The following is a 19,985-nucleotide window of genomic DNA, read 5'->3' on the forward strand; positions in this document are numbered from 1 at the left end:
CGAGTGTGAGTTCCAACGGAGTGTGGCGCACCATTCCGATCTATAATGCCGATTGTCGTGGTGTTATAGATTTACCGGAGTTGGGGAACACTTTGGCTGTGATTTCGTTTGAAGGTTTTTTTGCCCTCCATTTGTCACGTATCCTATCCACGCAGTAGTAAACGATCGGCACGATAAAAACCGTGAGACATAAGCTCGTCGTCAGGCCGCCAATCAATACCCATGCAAGTCCATTTTTCCATTCACTGCCAGCGGCAGTGCTGGTAGCGATAGGAATCATACCTATAATCATGGTGAGTGTAGTCATCAATATAGGACGTAGCCTTGTTGTTCCTGCGCTGATCAATGCTGTCCAGGTACTATCGCCTTGTTCTTTACGGTGATTGGCAAAATCAACAATCAGGATAGCATTTTTAGATACCAGTCCCAAAAGCATAATCATACCCAGTATCGCAAAAATGCTCAGCGATGATTTTGTGAGTGCCAGTGCGAGGAATACCCCAACAAAAGCCACCGGAATAGCAAATAAAACCACAAAAGGATAAATAAAGTTATTGTACAGCGCAACCATGACCAGGTACATTAATATTAATGCTGCCACAATAGCACCTGCTAATGAACCGAAAGAGTCTGACTGGCGTTCAGCATCTCCGGTCCACCGCAGGTCAATGCCAGCAGGCAATGGTTTCTGTTTAAGTGATTGATTGACCCTATCGACAAATTCTCCTGATGTTATGCCTAGAATATTACTTTTTACGGTTACCGAAGCACGCCTGTCCTTACGTTCCAGTACGCTCGGACCGCTGCTTTGATCGACTGCAGCAAATTGGGATAGCTTAATAGGCTGCCCTGAGTTATTCATGAACGAAATATTTTTCACATCCTCTACATCGTGTTTGTCGAAATCATCAAATTTCACCCTGATATCATATTCATTGTTCCCAACACGGTATTTAGCATCATTGTTCCCGGCGTATGCATTCTGCAGCGTAACACCGACGCTATATATATTTAGGCCCAACTGACCCATTTTTTCACGATCGATATTGACTTCGACTTCCGGGTTTCCGATTTCTACGCTCAAACTGGTATTTATCGCGCCCGGCATCGCAGCAATGCGCTCCTTAAGCTCAGTGGCCGCTGCCATCAATTGTTCATTATTTTCTCCGTTCAAAACAATTTGGATCGGTTCACCGCCATTGACCATGCTCACCATACTTGGTTTTACTTTTACACCGGGAAACTGGCGGGATATTTCCTTACTTTTCACTAACATCAGTTGCTCCGTAGACGGAGATCTTTGTTTTTTGTCAATTAAGGTAATTGTTAGTTCTGTTTTATAGTCAGAACCTACGCCAGCTACCAGGGATGAAGTGCTACTTCCCGCAACGTTGCTGAAGACCGTCACGACGTCCAGTTGCTTCCGTAAATAGTTTTCAATTTCTATGCTACGCAGGTTGTTTTGTTTTACGGTCAGGCTCTTATCATATTCCAATGCAAGCCGGAATTGTCCCTTGTCGGTCTCGGCAACAAATTCGCTTCCAATTACCCCCATGCTCATCACCACGGCTACCACACCAAAAAGTGCGACGATGATACCCGCCATTATCAGTTTATGTTTCAAAGACCATTTAAGTGCGCCCTCATACCATTTTGTCAATGCACCCAGCATTTGCTCGAACCATACCAGCGGTTTGTGAAAAAGATTCTGGTTATTCAGTACTGTAATTTTTCCAAAACGGGAGGCTAACCAGGGGGTAAGGGTATAGCATACAAACAAACTCATCAACGTTGCTACCACAATCGTTAGTGAATACTGGCGGAGCAAATCCCCAATTGTATTTTGTATGAGACACAGCGGGCCAAATACGACCACATCTACCGTAGTTATCGCCAAGGCAGAAAAACCAATCTCGTTTCGTCCGTCAAGTGCTGCTGTCCGCTTGTCTTTGCCCATGAGCAAATGCCGGTGAATGTTCTCCAGGATTACAATACTGTCATCCACTAAAATTCCGATTACCAGTGACAGTGCAAGCAAGCTCATCAGGTTTAGGGAAAAACCAAATAAATACATTGCGATAAAAGTAGAGATCAATGAAGTGGGAATCGCGATCAATACGATCAGCGAGTCCCGCAAACTATGCAGGAACAACAGCATAATAACGGCAACCAGGATAATGGCTATTATCAGGTCGTGCATTACTCCGTTCGCTGAGTCAAGTGTGTAATCGGCAGAATCGTCTGCAATAATAAACTTGATATCGCTGTTCGTGAATTTTTTCTCTATGTCGCTGATCTTTGCTTTGACCTGTTTACTGATCTCCACAGCATTGGCGTCGCCCTGCTTTTTAATCATCAGGCCGATTGCCGTTTGTCCATTGTATCTGAAAACCGAGGACGGCTCTTTTGTTACATCGGCAACTGTGGCGACATCGCTTAATTTTACGGGGCTTCCGGATGCGGGCAAAGCAACGGTAAGATCATTCAATTGCGAAATTGAGGTAAATTTGCCGGCAAGGCGTACTGTCATTTGTCCGGTGCTTTCTGATTTTACTTTACCTGCAGGAAATTCTACGTTCGCGTTATTGATAGCCTGTGTAACATTGAGAATAGAAATTCCGTAATAATCCAATTTATCCTTAACGACATTTACCTGTATTTCTCTTTCCTGTCCCCCCACCAGATTAATTTCGCCGACACCGGCAATTTGCTGCAACTGCGGGTTGATCTCGTTTTTGATGACATCATAAAAGTCACTGTTGCTGAGTTTTGAAGTTGCGGCCAATTGCATAATTGGCGCATCACTCGGCGTAACTTTCGAAATACCGGGCGATTTTACATCGGTTGGAAGACCACTTAAAATGTTGTTGATTTTCCTTTGTACCTCCTGCTCTTTGCTATTAATATCGGTTCCGACACTAAACTCAGCAGTGATAATGGAATTACCTTCCATAGACTGTGATGATATTGATTTAATACCATCCACACCGCTGAGGACATCTTCCATTTTCTTTGAAACGCTTTGCTCTACGTTGACCGGCGCCGCTCCAGGGTATTGCGTCGTTACAACGAGCGTAGGTTGGCTCATATCAGGGAGCAATTCATAGCTAAGCTTAGTGTAACAGAATATGCCACCTAAAATAAGTACCATAAAAATCACAATGATCAGTGATGGTCTTTTTATTGAAATCTCGGTTAATGTCATCTTTTTTTCATTTTAGCTATTGTGTACAGTTGCGGATGCAAGTCAGCTTGCGGGTTTATTTTACAATGGACACTTTTGTTCCATTCGTTAGGTTAACAAGGCCGCCTGCCGCAACCAATTCACCCGATTTTAGGCCGCTAACGACTTTGATCCGCGTTTCGTTGCCATCGCCCGTTTGTATATTACGAAGTTTCGCCATTCCGTTTTCCAATACGTAAACCTGTGGTTTTAATGAAGAGCCTATTAATGCTGAGCGAGGGATCGTGAGCGCCTGAGATATAACATTATTGTGAATAACGACCGTTCCATACATTCCGGATTTTAAAGACAAATCGCTATTGGGAACGAGCATCTTTATCGCGAAGTTGTGCGATGCATCAGCTTTAGATCCAATTACCTCCACCTTTCCTTTTAAGTAAGATCCTGGCCGGATATCAGTATTTATATCTGCAGTCTGTCCCAACTTGAATTGTGAGATGTTTTTTTCAGGGACATTAATTTCCAGTTTTAGAGAACTGATATCCGTCAGTGTCACCATTTTCATACCGGGCGAAACGATCGTTCCCAAATCAAAATCCTTACTGGTGACTATGCCATTAAAGGGTGCAACAATTGTAAATTGGCGGATTTGTTTCTTCAGTTGATCAATCTGTGCTTTAGATGTCAGGACATCTGTTTTTGCGTTATCAAGCTGTAATTGAGTAACACCGGAAAGGGCTTGCTGATAACGATTCAATGTATTTACTGCCCTGTCATAACTGGCTTGTGCAGATTGTAGCTGTGCCGAAATAAGACCCGCGTCAAGTTGCGCTATCAACTGGCCTGACTTTAACGATGCTCCCTCTTTGATATCCGCGGCTATTACCTTTCCGGATGTTTCAGATCCAATGATCACCTCCCGGTTTGGACTAAAAGATCCGGTATAAGAGATATTCGAATCAAATTCACCGGACTTTACCGTATCAACCTGGACGGCGACAGCCGTGCTCACGTCGGGCTGGTAAACTTTTGCCTTTATTTCCTTTTTATTATTGATGAGCCTAAAAGCTATTGCCGCGACAAGTACTGCTACGATCACAACTGCAACAATGATTTTGTTTGATTTCTTCATTTTTTCTTATTTTAAACACCTTAGTTTTTGCCTCTAATCACAAGCCAGTCAAGGTAATAATGTGCCCTGCGCCTTTTTGAGATTAATCTCAGCTTGTTTGAGATTGATAAAGGCGGTTACATAGTTATTTTGCGCGGTTTGAAGATCACTTGTAGCATTGATTACATCGCTCATTTTAACCAGCCCGCTTTGATATTGCTGATTGATGTCAGTCAGGACTTTTTGGGCCAAAGCGAGGCTCCTTCTTTGATTGTCGTAAGTAATCCGGTTGCTCCTTATATCAGCTGAGGCGTCGGCTGCATCCCTTTCATTTTGTTGCAGGGTTTGCCTGGCTTGTATATCCAGTTTGCTGATATCTATCTTTTTTTGTATCGCCTTATATTTGATGTTGAAGCCATCGAAAATCGGTATTTTGAACCTGATCCCTAAAGTGGATGTTGGATAGAATTGACCGTTGATATTCTTGAAGGGATTAGCATCGCTGTTGTAGCCGTACTCAGAATAATTGGCGAATAGCGATATCGTAGGCAGATAACCCGATTTTATGTTTTTGTACTCAAGCTCGGCAATTTTTTTATTCTGCATTACCTGTAAGTAGTTTATCTTCAACCTTGGATCATAATCGGTCACAGGGATGGTAACCGTTTCTTTGTCATTCAACGTGTCGATGGATATAGCTGGCTCCAAGGGCATGTTCATGAGAACTTTAAGGAGGTTGTAATACTTTTCCTTATTGTTTTGAACTCCCTGAAGGTTTGCTTTGGTATTGTCACGATTTACGGTAAGGCGTTCAACGTCTGTCTGCGTAACTAAACCCGCCTTAAATTGCTCTGTGGTATTTTGAAGCAATGTTTCTGTGTTCTGCAAGCTTGATTTTGTCAGTTTTTCTTTCTCCAGTAAGGACTGAATATTGTAGTAGGTAGCAGCCACATTGTAAATAAGGTCTTCCTTGCTGCTTTGAATTTGCAATTGATTACCTATAACAAGAATTTTCGCGGCTTTTAAGGCAATAACTGCGGACGGATTAAATAATGATTGAGTTAGTTCAGCTGTTGCATACTTTGTCTGAGCTACACCCAAACGCGCCGCAGTATAGGTGCCCGCTGCACCGCCAAAAGTTTCTGCGGGGATAATATTAGCCTGTACCTGTGGAGAATACTGGTACGCACCGTTAATATTGACATTGGGGAGCAAAGAACTATATGCCTGCCTGATTGAGGCATTCGTTTTTTCAAGGTCTAAGGTATCGGCCTTCAATTGAAGATTTTGTTTGAGCGCTATTTCCTTGCATTCGGTCAGTGTATACAGTTTTTGAGCTTGTACCCTTGCCTGGGACATCGTTAGCAGGCAGATTACACAGAAGAAGATATATTTTTTAAGTATCATACTATAAACTGTTTTTGTTGGTTTTCGCCGGACAAAAATCAGATTACATTGCTGAACATAGAAAATAATGAGATGAATGACATCAGAACGTCGAAGTACGTCTTATGGCTCGATTCTGCAAGCGCATATTCACTGTAAATCACCCCATTTGACTGAATGGAAAATTATCAAAGCAAGAAAAATAGGGGCAAAAAGCGTGCTTTGCTGATCAAGGTTTATAATGCAGGTTGAAGTCCTCTGTGTAGGTTTTCCCTATCGGCACTTCTCTTTCGGGCAGATAAACCGTATTGTTCCGAACGGATAAGATACGATGTAATGGGATGATGAAACTCCGGTGCACTCTTTTAAAACCTTTTTCCGGTAATTTCTCACACATATCTTTCATGGTCATGCGCGCTACAATCGTCTTCCTGTTTGTAATAAATATTTTGATATAATCAGCAAGGCCTTCTATATAAAGAATATCCGTAAGGTAAATTTTGATGAGGCTATAGTCGGCCCTGATAAAAATATAGTTGTCCTCGGCATGATTCGACTTAAGCATGTACTGATAAAACTCTTTTGCTTTGAGAACCGCTTTTTCAAATCGGGAAAAACTAATAGGTTTCAGCAGGTAATCGACTGCGTTCAACTCGTAGCTTTCTATCGCGTAATTGGTAAATGCCGTTGTAAATATGACCATTATTTGCTTCGGTAAGGCTTTTACCAGGTTAATTCCGGTCATGGCAGGCATTTGTATATCTACAAACACGAGATCTATTTTACGATCACGCAAATACTGAAGTGCCTCCGTGGGACGGGTAAATGTTTTCTCCAGGTGGATAAAATCCGACTTGCCGCAATAGGTACTGATAAGCTTCAGCGCTAATGGTTCGTCATCTATTGCAATTGCTTTTATCATGTTAACTGTATATGAAGTGAGACGCAAAATTCATTTAAATGATCAGTGATTTTGAGCTCATGCCGTTGAGGATACATTAATTGCAATCTGTGCCTTGTATTTTCTATGCCAAGGCCATTACTTTCCATAGTTTCAGATTGGACTTTTACTTTGTTATTCTTCACGGACAGGTTGATATTTTCGTCTTTGATCTCAATGCTGATCCTGATATTACTGTCTTCTTCCGCATTCACGCCATGTTTGAACGCGTTCTCGATAAAGGAAATTAGGAGCATTGGTGCTATTTGATACTCAGTAACGGCACCTGTAATGGAAAAATCTAATTTTATGGAGCTGTCAAGCCGTACTTTTTGAAGGTCAATATAGTTATTGATATAGCGCAGTTCTTCTTCCAGCGGAACAAAATCGTTTTGGGTATCCTTCATGGTATAACGCATCATTTCAGATAACTTTTGGACCATTTCCGCCGTTGCCGGTGATTCGTCTATGGCAGTCACGCAAATGCTATTTAACGTATTGAATAGGAAGTGAGGATTGATCTGAGATTTTAAAGACGAAAGTTGCGCAGAAAGTTTCTCGCTTTCTGTTTTTTTTAATCTTTCGCTGAGGGCCATAGAAATTGAGACAACAAACAAAACCAGCAAAGTCAGTAGGCCATTTGCTTTTGCTATGGGGCTTATCTTTTGCAAGACAGGGTTCATACTTTCAATTTGTTCGGGACTTCCTCCGAATGCATGAAATATTGTCCATGAAATCCCCAGGACTATAAGCAAGGTTCCCAGGAAAGTTATGATGTAAAGACCATACATTTTCACCATCAAAAACTTAGGGATCAAAACAAAATAATTAAAATAGAACGTACTGATCAGGAACATGCCAAAAACAATGACCGGCACAAATGACATCTCTTCAATATTAGGAACCAGCGACTTCACCACCTGATGCATCGAAATAAAAGGTACCATTAGCAGCAACGTCCAGCCAATTATATGTGTTGAAATAAATCTTAACGTGTTTTTCATAAAATTACCTTCCGATATCTAATGTACTATATTTTATCGCCATGTAGTACAAGTAGAGATGCGCTTTGGTTCCGCGAAATGCTTCTGTTTCTATGGCCTTTTGGTTAACCAGACTGAGAAAATCAAACTGATATTTTAGCAGGATTATCATGATCGAAAGATTTCATTGTGAAATGAAAGGTAGATCCCTCGCTTTTTTTACTTTCGACCCATATTCTGCCCCCATTTTCAATTACATATTCCTTGCATAACATTAACCCTATACTATTGCCTGTTTCATTTGCAGTCCCGGCAATACTGTTGTTAAACGGTTCAAAGATCTGACTCTCTTTTTCCTTTTCGATGCCAATCCCATTGTCTTTTACGGAAAACAATACAAAGCCGGGTTGCGTATTTTCATCTGCATTTATTTCAATAGTGCCCCCGATTTTTGAAAACTTAATTGCATTTGAGATCAGGTTCCGTATTATAAACCTGAAATGATCAATATCCGCTAAAATTTGCACTTCCTTTGGAACCCAGTTAATTGCTGTTATATTTTTCTGCTGAGCTGGAATTTCAACCAATTTGAGCTCATTACTAATTGTATTAACGGCATTGAAACAGAGCTGACGGGTAAAAAGGCCCTTTAATTGAGATTTGCCCCAATTTAAAAGGCCATCCAGGGTTTCAGCGGAAGCCAACGCATTTCCTTCAATACTGTTAAGCATGAACTCTTTTTCTTCAATGGTTGATGTTTCATCCCTAAAAACATCAATAGCCGCGGGAATATTATTGATCATCCCCCTTAAATCATGCCCGATAATTGAGAACAACCTATCCTTTGCGGAATTAGACCGCTTTAATTCATAAATTCGCTTTCGCAGCTGCATGTTCCGATACCAGAATTTTCCAAGAAGGATAATTAGGATTAAACATAACATAGGCAGTGTAATTGTGTTCATAGCCCATTTTTTAATGAATTTTTAATCATTGCGTTAACACAAAGTAAGCAAGGAATGAGTACCAGAGTAGGAAAATGAGACTAACCGGTACAAATTTGCGATGAAAGGACAATTTTCAGCAAAATACAGTTACTTTTCCTTGGATATCAATTTATAGAAAGTGACCGCTTTTAATTTGATTTTGGAATAACTCCAAATCTCCGAACGGAAAACAACATCATCGTTACTTCGCGAAATTTCACTGATTCATCTGAATAGATAAGGCATTGGTCGCTTATTTAAAATCGCCTTTTAAATAAGCCATATTATTGAATAAATATAAATCAATGAGAGGATATCTAATAGCCTGTTTTATAGCAAGTAGCGCTATGTCCATAATCCCTATTGTCACCAGGGGGCAGGAAAAACTAACACAAAACATAATTGCGCCAGCAGTTGTAAAGATCGATGGTAAATTTACAGAATGGCCCGAGAAACAATTGAGTGCCGATCGCACTGGCAAGATTAATTATATTATAGCGAACGATGACAAAAATTTGTATGTCGTTATTAAAACTGCTGATCAATCTACCACAATGCGAATTATGAGCGCAGGCATTACGCTTGCCGTTAATCCAAAAGGGAAAAAGAAAGAAACCTATGCTGTGACCTTTCCCATCATCAGCCAAAAGGACATGGCGGGCCAGGAACGAGTTTCGCCAGGAGTTGAGGGTCCTGATATTAACGCCATGCAGCGGTCTATGCGTTCAAAAATGGTAATTATTGGAGTAAAAGGGTTCCCGTTGATCAATTTCGATCAAATATCTATTTATAACAGTTACGGAATAAAAACCGCCATTGATTTTGACGAGCAAAACAATCTTTGTTATGAGGCGGCTATCCCACTTGGTTTATTATCATTAAATGTAGATCAAACGGATCCTCTGGCCTGTAATATAAAAGTCAATGGCTTTAAAATGCCGGATATGCCGGGCGATGCCGGAGCGGGTATGGGCGGCGGCCCCCCCGGCGGCATGGGTGGAGGCCCTCCCGGTGGTGGCATGGGCAGCGGGCCACCACCCGGAGGTATGCGGAATATGGATATCGGGGATTTGTTAAAATCGACAGATTTTTGGGTGAAGCAAACATTGGTTAAGCCATAGCATGTTTAAGTTGGCGATAATGGCTGGATTGCTTTTGAGTGGGATCGTAAGTATCGCTCAAACGAGGCAATTGAGTGGTGTTGTACGAGACAGCACCGGCAATGCGCTACCTGGTGCTACAGTAAAATTAATTATTGCACAAGATTCGACTTCTGCGATAACAAACCCTGATGGTGTTTTTGAGTTTGAAAAAATAATTGGTTCAGAATTTAGGCTGAAGGTGTTGTTAATGGGCTATCAGCCTGTCGTAAGGAAGTATTTTTTCGATTCGAATAAAGGAATGATTGTGCTTGAGCCGATCGTGCTCAAGGTTCGGGTTAATCATCTAAAAGACGTAAATATTATAGCTGTAAATCCCATCACAATAAAGGAAGATACCATTGAATATAGTGCCGGCGCTTACCATGTAAGGCAAGGAGCCATGGTAGAAGAAATGCTAAAGAAAATGCCGGGCATATCAGTCGATAAGAATGGTAATGTTACTGCGCAAGGAAAAACGGTGTCGAAAGTACAGGTTAACGGAAAAGACTTTTTTGGGGGAGATGTTAAAACAGCTACCCAAAACCTCCCGGCAGATATTGTTGAGAAAATACAGATCATAGATGACTATGGAGACCAGGCACGATTTTCCGGTGTGAAAACCGGCGATGCGGACAAAGTACTCAATATTCAAGTAAAGAAAGACAAGAATAACGGTATTTTTGGACGTGTTTTAGCTGGTGCCGGGAATGATGACCGGTATCAATCCCTGGTATCGGCTAATTACTTTAAAAACGATAAACAGGTATCCGTTTTAGGGAATTTCAATAATGTAAACTCAGATTTATTTAGCTTTTCGGCACCCGGCGGTGGAGCAGGCATCCCATCAGCTATTCGCAATTTGGGTTCCGGAGGGGGAGGGCCTGGGGGTGGAAACGCTGCTGGTAGTACCGGAACTGATGGCATTAGTGATGTGAAATCAATCGGTGCAAATTTTCGTGATCAATGGGGGAAACTGTCAGTATACGGAAGTTATAGTCTCGCTGACCAACATAATTATACAATCAGCCAAACCCTCCAACAAATTACGAGTACCGGCAGCACAATTCTTAATAAGCAGAACACGACACTGAATACCGGAAAGAAGGATCACCGGTTTACCTGGAATATGGAGTATAGCCCGGATACCTTAAACTATTTTAAGATCACGCCCGGCTTTTCTTATAACAAGACGTCATCCGATCAAAACCAGGCTTTTAATTTCAATACCACCAACGGGAGATATATTACCTATACCACTTCCGCATCGCCAACTGTTAATGGAACCATCCTGTATAACCACCGTTTTCGACGCCGGGGCCGGAACGTGAGTTTATTGGGCAGCATCAACGATTATCAAACCAACCAGGATCAACAGACCAATAATATCTCCGTTACTCAAAACGGGCAGTCAAATATTCGGCAATTGATAGCCAATAACAATCGTACGGACCGTTATGTAATACAGTTTTCTTATCTGGAACCCCTTACTAAAACCACATTTATAGAGATCAACTATAATTTTAACCGCACCGTCAATAACAATGATAAAGTAACAGGTAATATAGATCCTGTAACTGAGGCCAATACGCGGGTTGATACATTGACAAATCAATATCATTATGTTTTTACTACACAGCAAGCCGGAATAAATTTAAGGGCACAACAAGCTAAATACAATTATACATTAGGGATAGGCTTTCAGCCTTCAGCTTTAGATGGCACCAATTTAAATACGCGAATAGCTTATCATAACAATACATTTAATTGGGTGCCTACTGCACGATTTAACTATAACTTTTCGCGTACCGAGCGGTTTACGGCTATTTATTCCGGTATGGCTAACCAGCCCTCTTATAGTCAGCTTCAACCGGTTTACGATTATTCAAATGTACAATACCCGGTTGTCGGAAACCCAAATCTCATGTCGGAATTTACCAATTCTGTCTCCATGCGTTTCAATAGGTTTGATATTTCTTCGGGTAATATCATACTGACAAACTTCACTGTCAATCAAACAGAAAATAAAATTGTGAGCAGCAATACCCGTTCGAGCCGGCCTGGTGTAATACAGGAAACAAGTTATTTAAATGCCGATGGCTATTATTCCTTCAACGGCTTTTACGTTTTTTCAAAACCTTTCAATGAGCGCATGTATACCCTCACGTTAACCGGTAACGCTACGTATGCTTCTAATATTTCTTATATCAATCACGAAAAGAACGACGGGCAGAACCTCGTATTGAGACAGCAGGCAGGCTTCCGTACAGACTTAGATGCTGTGATGGATGTTGAAGCGACGGCGGCATACAGTTTGAATAAAAATCAAAACTCCCTATCATCGCAGATCAGCAGTAGGGTGAGCAACTGGATACTTGGGATTAATGGTAAAAACTATTTTGGTAAAAACTTGATATTGGGCTATGACCTCACTAAAACTTTAACCAGCGGTTATGCTAATAGCGTGAATGGTAATCCATTGCTGCTAAATACCTATGTGGAAGTTGAGTTTTTGAAAAATAAAATGGCATCCGTCAAGTTATCGGGATTTGACCTGTTTAACGAAAACACCAACCTGTCACGAAGCGTAGACGGCAATACTGTATCCGATACGCAGGTTAACCGATTAGGCAGGTATTACATGTTTAGCCTGTGTTTTAAGTTCCAAAAGTTCGGCCTGTGATAGTCACTGTTAACCTATTGATCAATATTTACTTGGATTCAATCCCGCTGTAAATTTTCCAGTTAATTCGCAACAATTCCCGCCTTTATAGACTAACACGCCCTGTTCGTCGCATTTAACTTTTGTTAACATTTGAATTTACAAAATTCGTTCTGAATATGAAGCGAATTTTATTTTTTATGGCCTTTACCGGCCTTTTTAGCTTAAACGTGGTTGCACAACAGCAATTGGAATCTAAAAGTATAATTGATGGCTTTTACCTGCTTTCGATGGATAAAATGCTTGACACAATTGCAGAGCAGACCCAATTGCATATCGTATATGACAAGGATATGGTTAAGGGGTATTCTATTGTCGATCATTTTTTCAGGGAGAAAGTCCGGGACGTCTTAGGTAAAATATGCAGCGATAATGGCTTGCATTACTGGGTAGAATCAGACAAAACCATTTACATTATTCGTAATCCGGAAGATGTCAGTTTGCTCAAGAAAAAGAGCAGTAACGAAATTAAGCCTGTTTTTACCATTACACGTGAAACGCAGGAGAATTTCCCACCAGTCGTTGCCACGCGCCGGGAACCGACGCATACAGCAGAAAAGCAGCAACCTTTTGCTGTCAGCGGACGGGTGATAGACCAGGCAAGCGGTGAATCCCTTCCATCTGCGATTGTCAGGCTGCGTAATAGTTCTATTGTTGCGGCTACGAATACGGATGGATATTTTACACTCTTAAAGGTACCCGCAGATACCTGCATTTTAGAGATATCGTACATAGGTTATCAACCGGCTGTCTATAGTTTACAGCCCGAGAACCGTACCGGGCAACTTACCATCGGTCTTTTTTCATCCGTACGGACGCTCACGGAAGTAAACATAAAAGACAAAAAGAGCGATGGCGTAATGAGTATTGACAAGAGGCGCGTCAGTGTCCTGCAAATAACGCCTTCCAAGCTTGATGAGCTGCCAAATATTGGAGAAAAAGATATTCTGCGCTCATTCCAATTAATGCCGGGTATTAGCGGGAGTAACGAATCGTCATCCGGTGCATATGTCCGTGGGGGTACCCCAGATCAGAATTTGGTATTATTTGACGGATTTACAGTATACCAGGTTGACCATTTGTACGGCTTCTTCAGTGCTTTTAATGCCAACTCAGTTAAAGATGTTACGTTATATAAAGGAGGTTTCTCAGCGAAGTATGGGGGGCGTTTGTCGAGCGTAACTGATATTGTCGGAAAAGAGGGCAACAGTAAAGAAGCCAATATTGGTGGTGATCTTAGCTTGCTGAGCGCCAATATATTTGCGGAAAAGCCGCTTAATAATAAATCTACGATATTATTTGCGTACAGGCATTCGTATCAGGGGCCCTTATATAACGAGATATTTAATAAATTAAACAGCAACAGCAGCACCTCAACAACTAATAGTACAGGATCATCATCAGGAAATGGTGGCGCATTTGGCGGTGGTGGCCCTGGTGGCGGAGGGGGGCCGCCTTCAGGTGGAGGTCCGCCTACCGGTGGCGGGCGTGGCGGCGGCGGTTCAGCGCCGACAGTTACTACGCCGTTCTCCTATTTTTATGATTTAAATGCGAAATATACCTATGCTCCAGATCAAAAAAATCGTTTTTCATGGAGTCTTTACCTTGGCAATGACAACCTGGATAACAGTAAGATTATTTCTCTTCCATCTTTCATTACCAATGTAAGTGACTTAAGCATGTCTGACAAGACGACCTATGGAAATGTCGGTTCAAGTGCCAAATGGTCGAGACAATGGAACTCTAAATTATATTCCAACACGCTGATCAGTTATTCTTCCTATCATAGCGACAGGGATAATAGTACAAAGGTTACCCTTACAGATAGTGCCGGTACAGCTACAGGTATCAACAGCGGGACATTTGAAAAAAACAGACTGAGAGATTTCAGCATTAAATCGGATTGGGAATGGCGGGCATCGGATAAAATAAAACTACTGTATGGCGGTTCCGGTTCACAGCAAAACGTTTCTTATGTGTACAGTCAAAACGATACCAGTACCCTCATTAATCAAAATACCCAGGCGCTGACTATCGGTGGTTATACCGAATTTGAAATCAATGCGACAGACAAATTTCAATTAAAACCCGGGCTGCGTGGCTCTTATTACGGACCAACGGGTAAATTCTATTTTGAGCCGAGGCTGTCGGCGACATACACTTTAACTGACAGGTTAACACTTAAAGCGGCTACAGGGCATTTTAATCAGTTTACGAACCGGGTTATTCGTGAAGATATCCTGAACGGTAGCCGGGATTTTTGGGTGCTTTCAAATGGAAATACGATTCCCGTCAGTTCTGCTAACCATTTTATCGGAGGCATAAGCTATGAGGCAAAAAACTTTTTGATAGATATAGAAGGATATTACAAAACCCTCGAAGGCTTATCGCAATATTCACAGCGAGAAGTTGGTAACGCCCGTACCAATGTTTCGTTGGAACAGCATTTTTATACAGGAAGGGGTTACACAAAAGGCTTCGAAGTTTTACTTCAAAAAACGCATGGAAAATACACCGGCTGGTTAAGCTATACCTTTGCCCATGCTGTCAACAATTTTGAGATATATGGCGGAGAGTATCCAGCCAGCCAGGATACCCGGCATGAACTCAAGTTGGTTAATTTATACCATTATAAAAGGTGGACATTTTCTTCCACCTGGATATTCGCTACCGGCAAGCCCTACACAGCACCTCTTACCAGCTACACGGTTAATGACTACACGGGGCATAGCCACACCTTTTTAACCATAAGCGCCGAAAACGGGCAGCGCTTACCGAGCTACCATCGTTTGGATGCGGCAGTAACCTACGACCTGATCAAGGTAGACAGCCGTAAAGTCGGCAGTATCGGCTTCTCCATGTTCAATATTTATGACCGGGCCAATGTATGGTATAAACAATACACCATTGTAAGCAACCAGGTAATTACTAATAATGTAGACTACCTGGGTTTCACACCAAACATCACATTAAGTTTAAAATTTAAATAAATGATACAAAAAAAATTCATACTCCTGGCTATTCTCGCGTGTTTGGCAACTTTCATCTTGTCTTGTGAAAAGGCCAGTACTACGGTTTCTGATAAAGAAAGGCCCGTTGTCGAAGCCTTCCTGGTTCCCGGTAGTCCAATACAAGTTAAGGTTTACTATCAAAAGTACCTGGATGATACTATTTCTTATGGTTACCCGGTTACGGGATTGAAACTTAAGATATCTGATGGTACAAATACCATAAACCCAATTGAAACAAGCCCTGGTGTGTATATATACAGCAATACAGCGTTTGTAAAAGATAATAAGACGTATTCGCTTAGTTTCGCCTATAACGGCAATACTGTGACCGCCCAAACAACCGTTCCCTCGAAGCCGGTAGGCTTTAAGGCTTCTGCCACACAACAATATGTACCCGGCTTTTCATTTGGGAGTACGCCTAAGACTTTTACTCCTGTTGTTTTTAGCTGGACCAATCCCAATTCTGATTATTTCCTGATGGTATTTCAGGATACGACATCAAACCCCAACCCGCTTAATTCAGGAAATACAACTGCGTATAAAGATTCGGAAGTCATCCTCGGCCAGGTGGTTAGTTACCAAACCAGCGCAATGACATTTACCTATCTGGGCAATTACAATGTGTTGCTATATCATATCAATAAAGAATACAGCGATGCGCTCAACAGCAGCGGCGGCACCTCTCTTAACCTGACTAACCCTGCAACTAATGTAGTTAACGGCCTCGGCATTTTTACAGCTATGCGAGCCGATACGGTTAGTTTACTTGTTTATCAATAACATTTACGACATGAAAATAACAACTATCTGTATTGCTGTACTGTTAATCACAGCATTAATTTCCTGTAAAAAAAGCAACAATGAACAAACAATTGAACAGTTTGACGAAGATGCGATCCAGGACTATATCAAACAAAATGGCCTTACCGCTATGAAAAAGGATACTTCCGGTGGTGATACTGCAGGAGTGTACTATCAGATACTCACGCCTGGAACGGGGAAAGTAATGGATTACCCGGACAAAATAAATTACACCTACCAGTTTGCGGCTTTTGACGGCAGTTATGTAACCACAGACACCATTGCCAACCACGCCAATACCTATGTAGGCTATTTGTCCCCCAAAGGGTTGGAACATGGTATAAAAAATATTCTGCGACGTAAAGGCGGCCGCATCAGGATGTTGATACCTTCGCATTTGGCCTACGGCACTAACGGGGTTTCATCAGGTACCACCAGGCTTAACGGCAACCAATGCTTGGATTATATTGTCAGCGTAGTCGATAATCAAGCCAGTTATGATGACATCAGTATTAAAAACTACATCAAAACCTATAACTTGTCCGGCTTTACCAAAACCGCCTCGGGACTCTATTATAAGGTTACGAAAGCCGGAACGGGCACGTCGGCGGTTACCATAAATTCAGTTGTCGGCGTACAATATACCGGGTACTTATTTAATCAAACCGTGTTTGACTCGGCGAATACAAGCGATGGGACGGCCGGCCTTACCACTTCGATGTATAATGTTATTGCGGGCTGGCAGGAAGGGTTGCCCAAAATCACCACAGGTGGAAAAATTATTTTGTTAATACCATCAGGGAGAGCATACGGCGATTCGGCGAATAGTGGTATACCCGCTTTCAGTTGTTTACGGTTTGATATCAATCTCATTTCAATTACCAATTAAGGGATGGCATTTTAATTATCAGGTGATACAAAAACTGTTTTTTTCAATATTCAACTCCGTGTATGAGAATTTCTAAACTTGCCAAGTTTTTCAACATTATTATCACATTGGCGATATGGGGTCTGATTTTATTTTTGCCGTTTTTAAATAAAATGGACAACGTGCCATTCCAGGTACGACACGAAATACAATACAATCATACCATGTTTACCACGGTATTGATGCTTAGCTATTATATCCATTTTTATCTGATATACCCGTTAAGAAAGAAAAAGAATGGGACCTACTATTATTTAGGTACCTTAATAGTATTAGCAGCTTTATACATCATATTGAATATTTTTTTTCTGCCTGATTTTCCACAACCACCGGGTGTGAACATTCAGAATTCACCTGATTTTAAAAATGCCCCTTTGCCACATATCGGTTTCTCTCCGATGCTCATCATTACATTAATACCCTTTACATTCGTTCTGACAGTCGGTTTTTGTTACAGGCTATATGTTGATACCGCGTTACACAATAAGTTGCTGAAGGAAAGAGAGTATGCCCATGTCAAAACGGAACTCGACTTTTTGCGTTCACAAATCAGTCCTCATTTTATTTTCAATTTAATGAATACCCTCGTCTCTATGGCCCGTAAAAAATCCGATTTATTGGAATCATCACTCATTAGCTTATCACAGTTAATGCGTTATATGTTATATGAAACTGATGGAAACCAGATCAACCTGTCCACAGAATTAGACTATCTTAAAAACTACATCAATTTACAATTATTACGTTTTGGGGACGATATTAAAGTTAATTTAAATTTAGAGGGTCTGTTTGAAAAATATACGATAGAGCCTATGTTGCTGATCCCATTTGTAGAAAATGCGTTTAAACACAGCATTGTCATCACTGACAAGGCGATCATTGATATTTCATTAGTTATTAATGAAAAAGAACGTATGCTTAGTTTAACCGTCTTAAATAGTGTTGCCCAGGGCACTCATTCCCGCTCTGTTAAAAATTCGGGAATTGGCCTGGCAAATGTAAAAAGAAGGCTGGAGTTACTTTACCCTGGCAAACATATGTTTACCACGAACCATGTTAAAGACACGTTTATCGTTAACCTTCAAATCAATCTGTAATAATGAACTGTATATTACTTGATGATGAACGACCAGCTCTCGAACTGCTTGAGGATAATGTAAGAAAAATACCTTATCTTAATATAGTGGCATCGTGTAGAAATCCAATGGAAGCGATTGAACTATTGAAGGAAACCCAGGTTGACCTGATGTTTCTTGACGTACAGATGCCTATATTGAACGGGCTTGAATTGCTACGCTCGCTAAAAAATCCGCCAATGGTTATTTTGGTAACAGCATTTGAGGAACACGCACTTGCAGGTTTTGATCTGGATGTTGTTGACTATTTGGTGAAGCCCGTTCCCTTTGCAAGATTTCTAAAAGCCGTTGAAAAAGCCCACGAATTATATCAGGCAAGACAATTGTATTTCAAAGCACCGGTTATAGAAAACGATTATGTATTTGTAAACGCTAATTATTCGCTGGTAAAAATAAGGATACAAGATATTACATACATCGAGGGACTTAAAGACTATGTTCGGATAAATATGACAAGCGGTAAACTCGTTACGACCAGAATGGGCTTAAAGAACATTGAGGACAGGCTGCATTCAGAAAGTTTCATGCGTATCCACAAATCATATATCGTCGCACTTGATAAGATAGAGTCTATACAAAAAACACAGTTAGTCATAGCAGGGCAAGAACTACCTATAGGGGATGCTTACCGTCAATCTTTTCAAGCGTATGTCAACGGGAAAAATTTATAATCTGAATTCATCAAAATTTAAAATCCGACTCCTGCAGGTTTACTGAAATAGTTATGGTTACCTAGATGATAAGTGATCAATATAGTGTGACTATAATGAAGAATAACACAGAAACAAGCCCATATCAATAGCGAAAATGTTAATGTAACATTCTATCAGTACCGACTATAAGTTTGGACATGGAGGAAGGTTATGATGGTGTGACGAAGAACAAATTAGGAGGAAATATCGTGTCTCGACGGGTATTTGTCCACTGAATTTCGGGCTTTCGTCCTAATATATTAGCCGTTTGTCGCAAACGCAACATCTGTTTTTGAATATAATATACTTTTGGCGGTATTGAGACAGATAAAAGATAAAGAACTGACGAAGAGGAAACTGATTGAAGCAGTAGGGGCGATTTTGCAAACTCAAGGCTTTGGCCACTTAGGCGTTAACAATATTGCCCGTAAAGCTGGAGTAAACAAAAAATTGATCTATCGTTATTTCGGTGGCGTTGATCAACTTGTTGAAGCCTATGTTGTTGAGCGGGACTACTGGATGACTTTTTCAGATCAGATGAATAATTTGATAGCTGATTTTTCCGGTAAGTCGACAAAGCCTTTAGTTACCGGAATATTGAAAGAACAATTTAGTTTTTTTGATCAGCATAAAGAAATGCAAAGTTTGATCTTATGGGAGCTTTCTACAGAGAGTAAATTGATGCGAAGTATCCATAACGCACGGGAAGCCATGGGGCAAAAAGCGTTTGAACTTACCGATAAGCATTTTGAAAATACCAAAGTGAATTTTCGTGCCGTATCTGCCCTGCTGGTTGGCGGTATCTATTATGCCATTCTCCATAAACGTTTTAACGGCGGTAAGATTTGTGATATTGATGTGGGTACAGAAAAAGGAAAAGAGGAAATCCTTTCAACGATTAACAATATAATCGATTGGGCCTATCAAATGGCTGAAGCTGAAAATGATGAGAGTAAAAGCTAATGG

Annotated in this window: 14 protein-coding genes; 8 read left to right on the forward strand and 6 right to left on the reverse strand. The window is 41.0% G+C overall.

Annotated elements, in window-relative coordinates; all coding sequences use genetic code 11:
• Positions 1-40: 40 nt before the first annotated feature.
• The 6 genes from KXQ82_RS04340 to KXQ82_RS04365 all read right to left on the reverse strand — a co-directional run bounded on the left by KXQ82_RS04340 (position 41) and on the right by KXQ82_RS04365 (position 8,497).
• Positions 41-3,205 carry an efflux RND transporter permease subunit gene (locus KXQ82_RS04340; protein ID WP_219486939.1) on the reverse strand — a complete coding sequence of 1,055 codons (3,165 nt, stop codon included), beginning with the start codon at positions 3,203-3,205 and terminating at the stop codon, positions 41-43.
• 55 nt (positions 3,206-3,260) lie between these two features.
• Positions 3,261-4,316 carry an efflux RND transporter periplasmic adaptor subunit gene (locus KXQ82_RS04345; RefSeq protein WP_219486940.1) on the reverse strand — a complete coding sequence of 352 codons (1,056 nt, stop codon included), beginning with the start codon at positions 4,314-4,316 and terminating at the stop codon, positions 3,261-3,263.
• Positions 4,317-4,364: 48 nt separating this feature from the next.
• A complete protein-coding gene (locus tag KXQ82_RS04350; RefSeq protein WP_219486941.1) occupies positions 4,365-5,702 on the reverse strand; it encodes a TolC family protein in 1,338 nt (445 codons plus the stop codon).
• A gap of 208 nt (positions 5,703-5,910) precedes the next feature.
• Entirely contained in the window at positions 5,911-6,603 is a 693-nt protein-coding gene (locus KXQ82_RS04355; RefSeq protein ID WP_219486942.1) for a LytR/AlgR family response regulator transcription factor, read from the reverse strand.
• Complete coding sequence (locus KXQ82_RS04360; RefSeq protein ID WP_219486943.1) at positions 6,600-7,625, reverse strand: sensor histidine kinase; 1,026 nt, start codon at positions 7,623-7,625, stop codon at positions 6,600-6,602. Before KXQ82_RS04360 ends, KXQ82_RS04355 begins: the two co-directional genes overlap by 4 nt.
• 122 nt (positions 7,626-7,747) lie before the next feature.
• Positions 7,748-8,497, reverse strand: coding sequence for a sensor histidine kinase (locus KXQ82_RS04365; protein ID WP_219486944.1), 750 nt, complete (start codon positions 8,495-8,497; stop codon positions 7,748-7,750).
• Positions 8,498-8,937: 440 nt separating this feature from the next.
• Between KXQ82_RS04365 and KXQ82_RS04370 the strand changes: the two genes are divergently transcribed.
• The 8 genes from KXQ82_RS04370 (at position 8,938) to KXQ82_RS04405 (ending at position 19,982) form a co-directional block, all read left to right on the forward strand.
• A complete protein-coding gene (locus KXQ82_RS04370; protein WP_219486945.1) occupies positions 8,938-9,711 on the forward strand; it encodes a hypothetical protein in 774 nt (257 codons plus the stop codon).
• Between the two features lie 19 nt (positions 9,712-9,730).
• Complete coding sequence (locus KXQ82_RS04375) at positions 9,731-12,412, forward strand: TonB-dependent receptor (RefSeq protein WP_219486946.1); 2,682 nt, start codon at positions 9,731-9,733, stop codon at positions 12,410-12,412.
• Positions 12,413-12,570: 158 nt separating this feature from the next.
• Positions 12,571-15,441: a TonB-dependent receptor gene (locus KXQ82_RS04380; protein WP_219486947.1), complete on the forward strand. Its 2,871-nt coding sequence runs from the start codon at positions 12,571-12,573 to the stop codon at positions 15,439-15,441.
• Positions 15,442-16,242 carry a DUF4249 domain-containing protein gene (locus tag KXQ82_RS04385; protein WP_219486948.1) on the forward strand — a complete coding sequence of 267 codons (801 nt, stop codon included), beginning with the start codon at positions 15,442-15,444 and terminating at the stop codon, positions 16,240-16,242. It abuts the gene before it with no gap.
• 10 nt (positions 16,243-16,252) lie between these two features.
• The gene (locus KXQ82_RS04390; RefSeq protein WP_219486949.1) at positions 16,253-17,152 is read left to right on the forward strand and encodes an FKBP-type peptidyl-prolyl cis-trans isomerase; all 900 of its coding nucleotides are present in this window, start codon (positions 16,253-16,255) and stop codon (positions 17,150-17,152) included.
• Positions 17,153-17,214: 62 nt separating this feature from the next.
• Complete coding sequence (locus KXQ82_RS04395; RefSeq protein ID WP_219486950.1) at positions 17,215-18,288, forward strand: sensor histidine kinase; 1,074 nt, start codon at positions 17,215-17,217, stop codon at positions 18,286-18,288.
• Between the two features lie 2 nt (positions 18,289-18,290).
• On the forward strand, positions 18,291-18,998 hold the full coding sequence (locus tag KXQ82_RS04400; RefSeq protein WP_219486951.1) for a LytR/AlgR family response regulator transcription factor: 708 nt from the start codon (positions 18,291-18,293) through the stop codon (positions 18,996-18,998).
• 339 nt (positions 18,999-19,337) lie between these two features.
• Positions 19,338-19,982 (forward strand): TetR/AcrR family transcriptional regulator, encoded by a 645-nt coding sequence (locus KXQ82_RS04405; RefSeq protein ID WP_219486952.1) that lies wholly within the window; start codon positions 19,338-19,340, stop codon positions 19,980-19,982.
• Positions 19,983-19,985 lie beyond the last annotated feature (3 nt).

The organism is Mucilaginibacter rivuli (genome assembly GCF_019391655.1).
Lineage (GTDB): Bacteria > Bacteroidota > Bacteroidia > Sphingobacteriales > Sphingobacteriaceae > Mucilaginibacter > Mucilaginibacter rivuli.

Bases quoted from the DNA above. Each gene is read 5' to 3' on its own strand.
- KXQ82_RS04340 (WP_219486939.1), bottom strand. From the start codon at position 3,205: ATGACATTAACCGAGATTTCAATAAAAAGACCATCACTGATCATTGTG.
- KXQ82_RS04345 (WP_219486940.1), bottom strand. From the start codon at position 4,316: ATGAAGAAATCAAACAAAATCATTGTTGCAGTTGTGATCGTAGCAGTA.
- KXQ82_RS04350 (WP_219486941.1), bottom strand. From the start codon at position 5,702: ATGATACTTAAAAAATATATCTTCTTCTGTGTAATCTGCCTGCTAACG.
- KXQ82_RS04355 (WP_219486942.1), bottom strand. From the start codon at position 6,603: ATGATAAAAGCAATTGCAATAGATGACGAACCATTAGCGCTGAAGCTT.
- KXQ82_RS04360 (WP_219486943.1), bottom strand. From the start codon at position 7,625: ATGAAAAACACGTTAAGATTTATTTCAACACATATAATTGGCTGGACG.
- KXQ82_RS04365 (WP_219486944.1), bottom strand. From the start codon at position 8,497: ATGCAGCTGCGAAAGCGAATTTATGAATTAAAGCGGTCTAATTCCGCA.
- KXQ82_RS04370 (WP_219486945.1), top strand. From the start codon at position 8,938: ATGTCCATAATCCCTATTGTCACCAGGGGGCAGGAAAAACTAACACAA.
- KXQ82_RS04375 (WP_219486946.1), top strand. From the start codon at position 9,731: ATGGCTGGATTGCTTTTGAGTGGGATCGTAAGTATCGCTCAAACGAGG.
- KXQ82_RS04380 (WP_219486947.1), top strand. From the start codon at position 12,571: ATGAAGCGAATTTTATTTTTTATGGCCTTTACCGGCCTTTTTAGCTTA.
- KXQ82_RS04385 (WP_219486948.1), top strand. From the start codon at position 15,442: ATGATACAAAAAAAATTCATACTCCTGGCTATTCTCGCGTGTTTGGCA.
- KXQ82_RS04390 (WP_219486949.1), top strand. From the start codon at position 16,253: ATGAAAATAACAACTATCTGTATTGCTGTACTGTTAATCACAGCATTA.
- KXQ82_RS04395 (WP_219486950.1), top strand. From the start codon at position 17,215: ATGAGAATTTCTAAACTTGCCAAGTTTTTCAACATTATTATCACATTG.
- KXQ82_RS04400 (WP_219486951.1), top strand. From the start codon at position 18,291: ATGAACTGTATATTACTTGATGATGAACGACCAGCTCTCGAACTGCTT.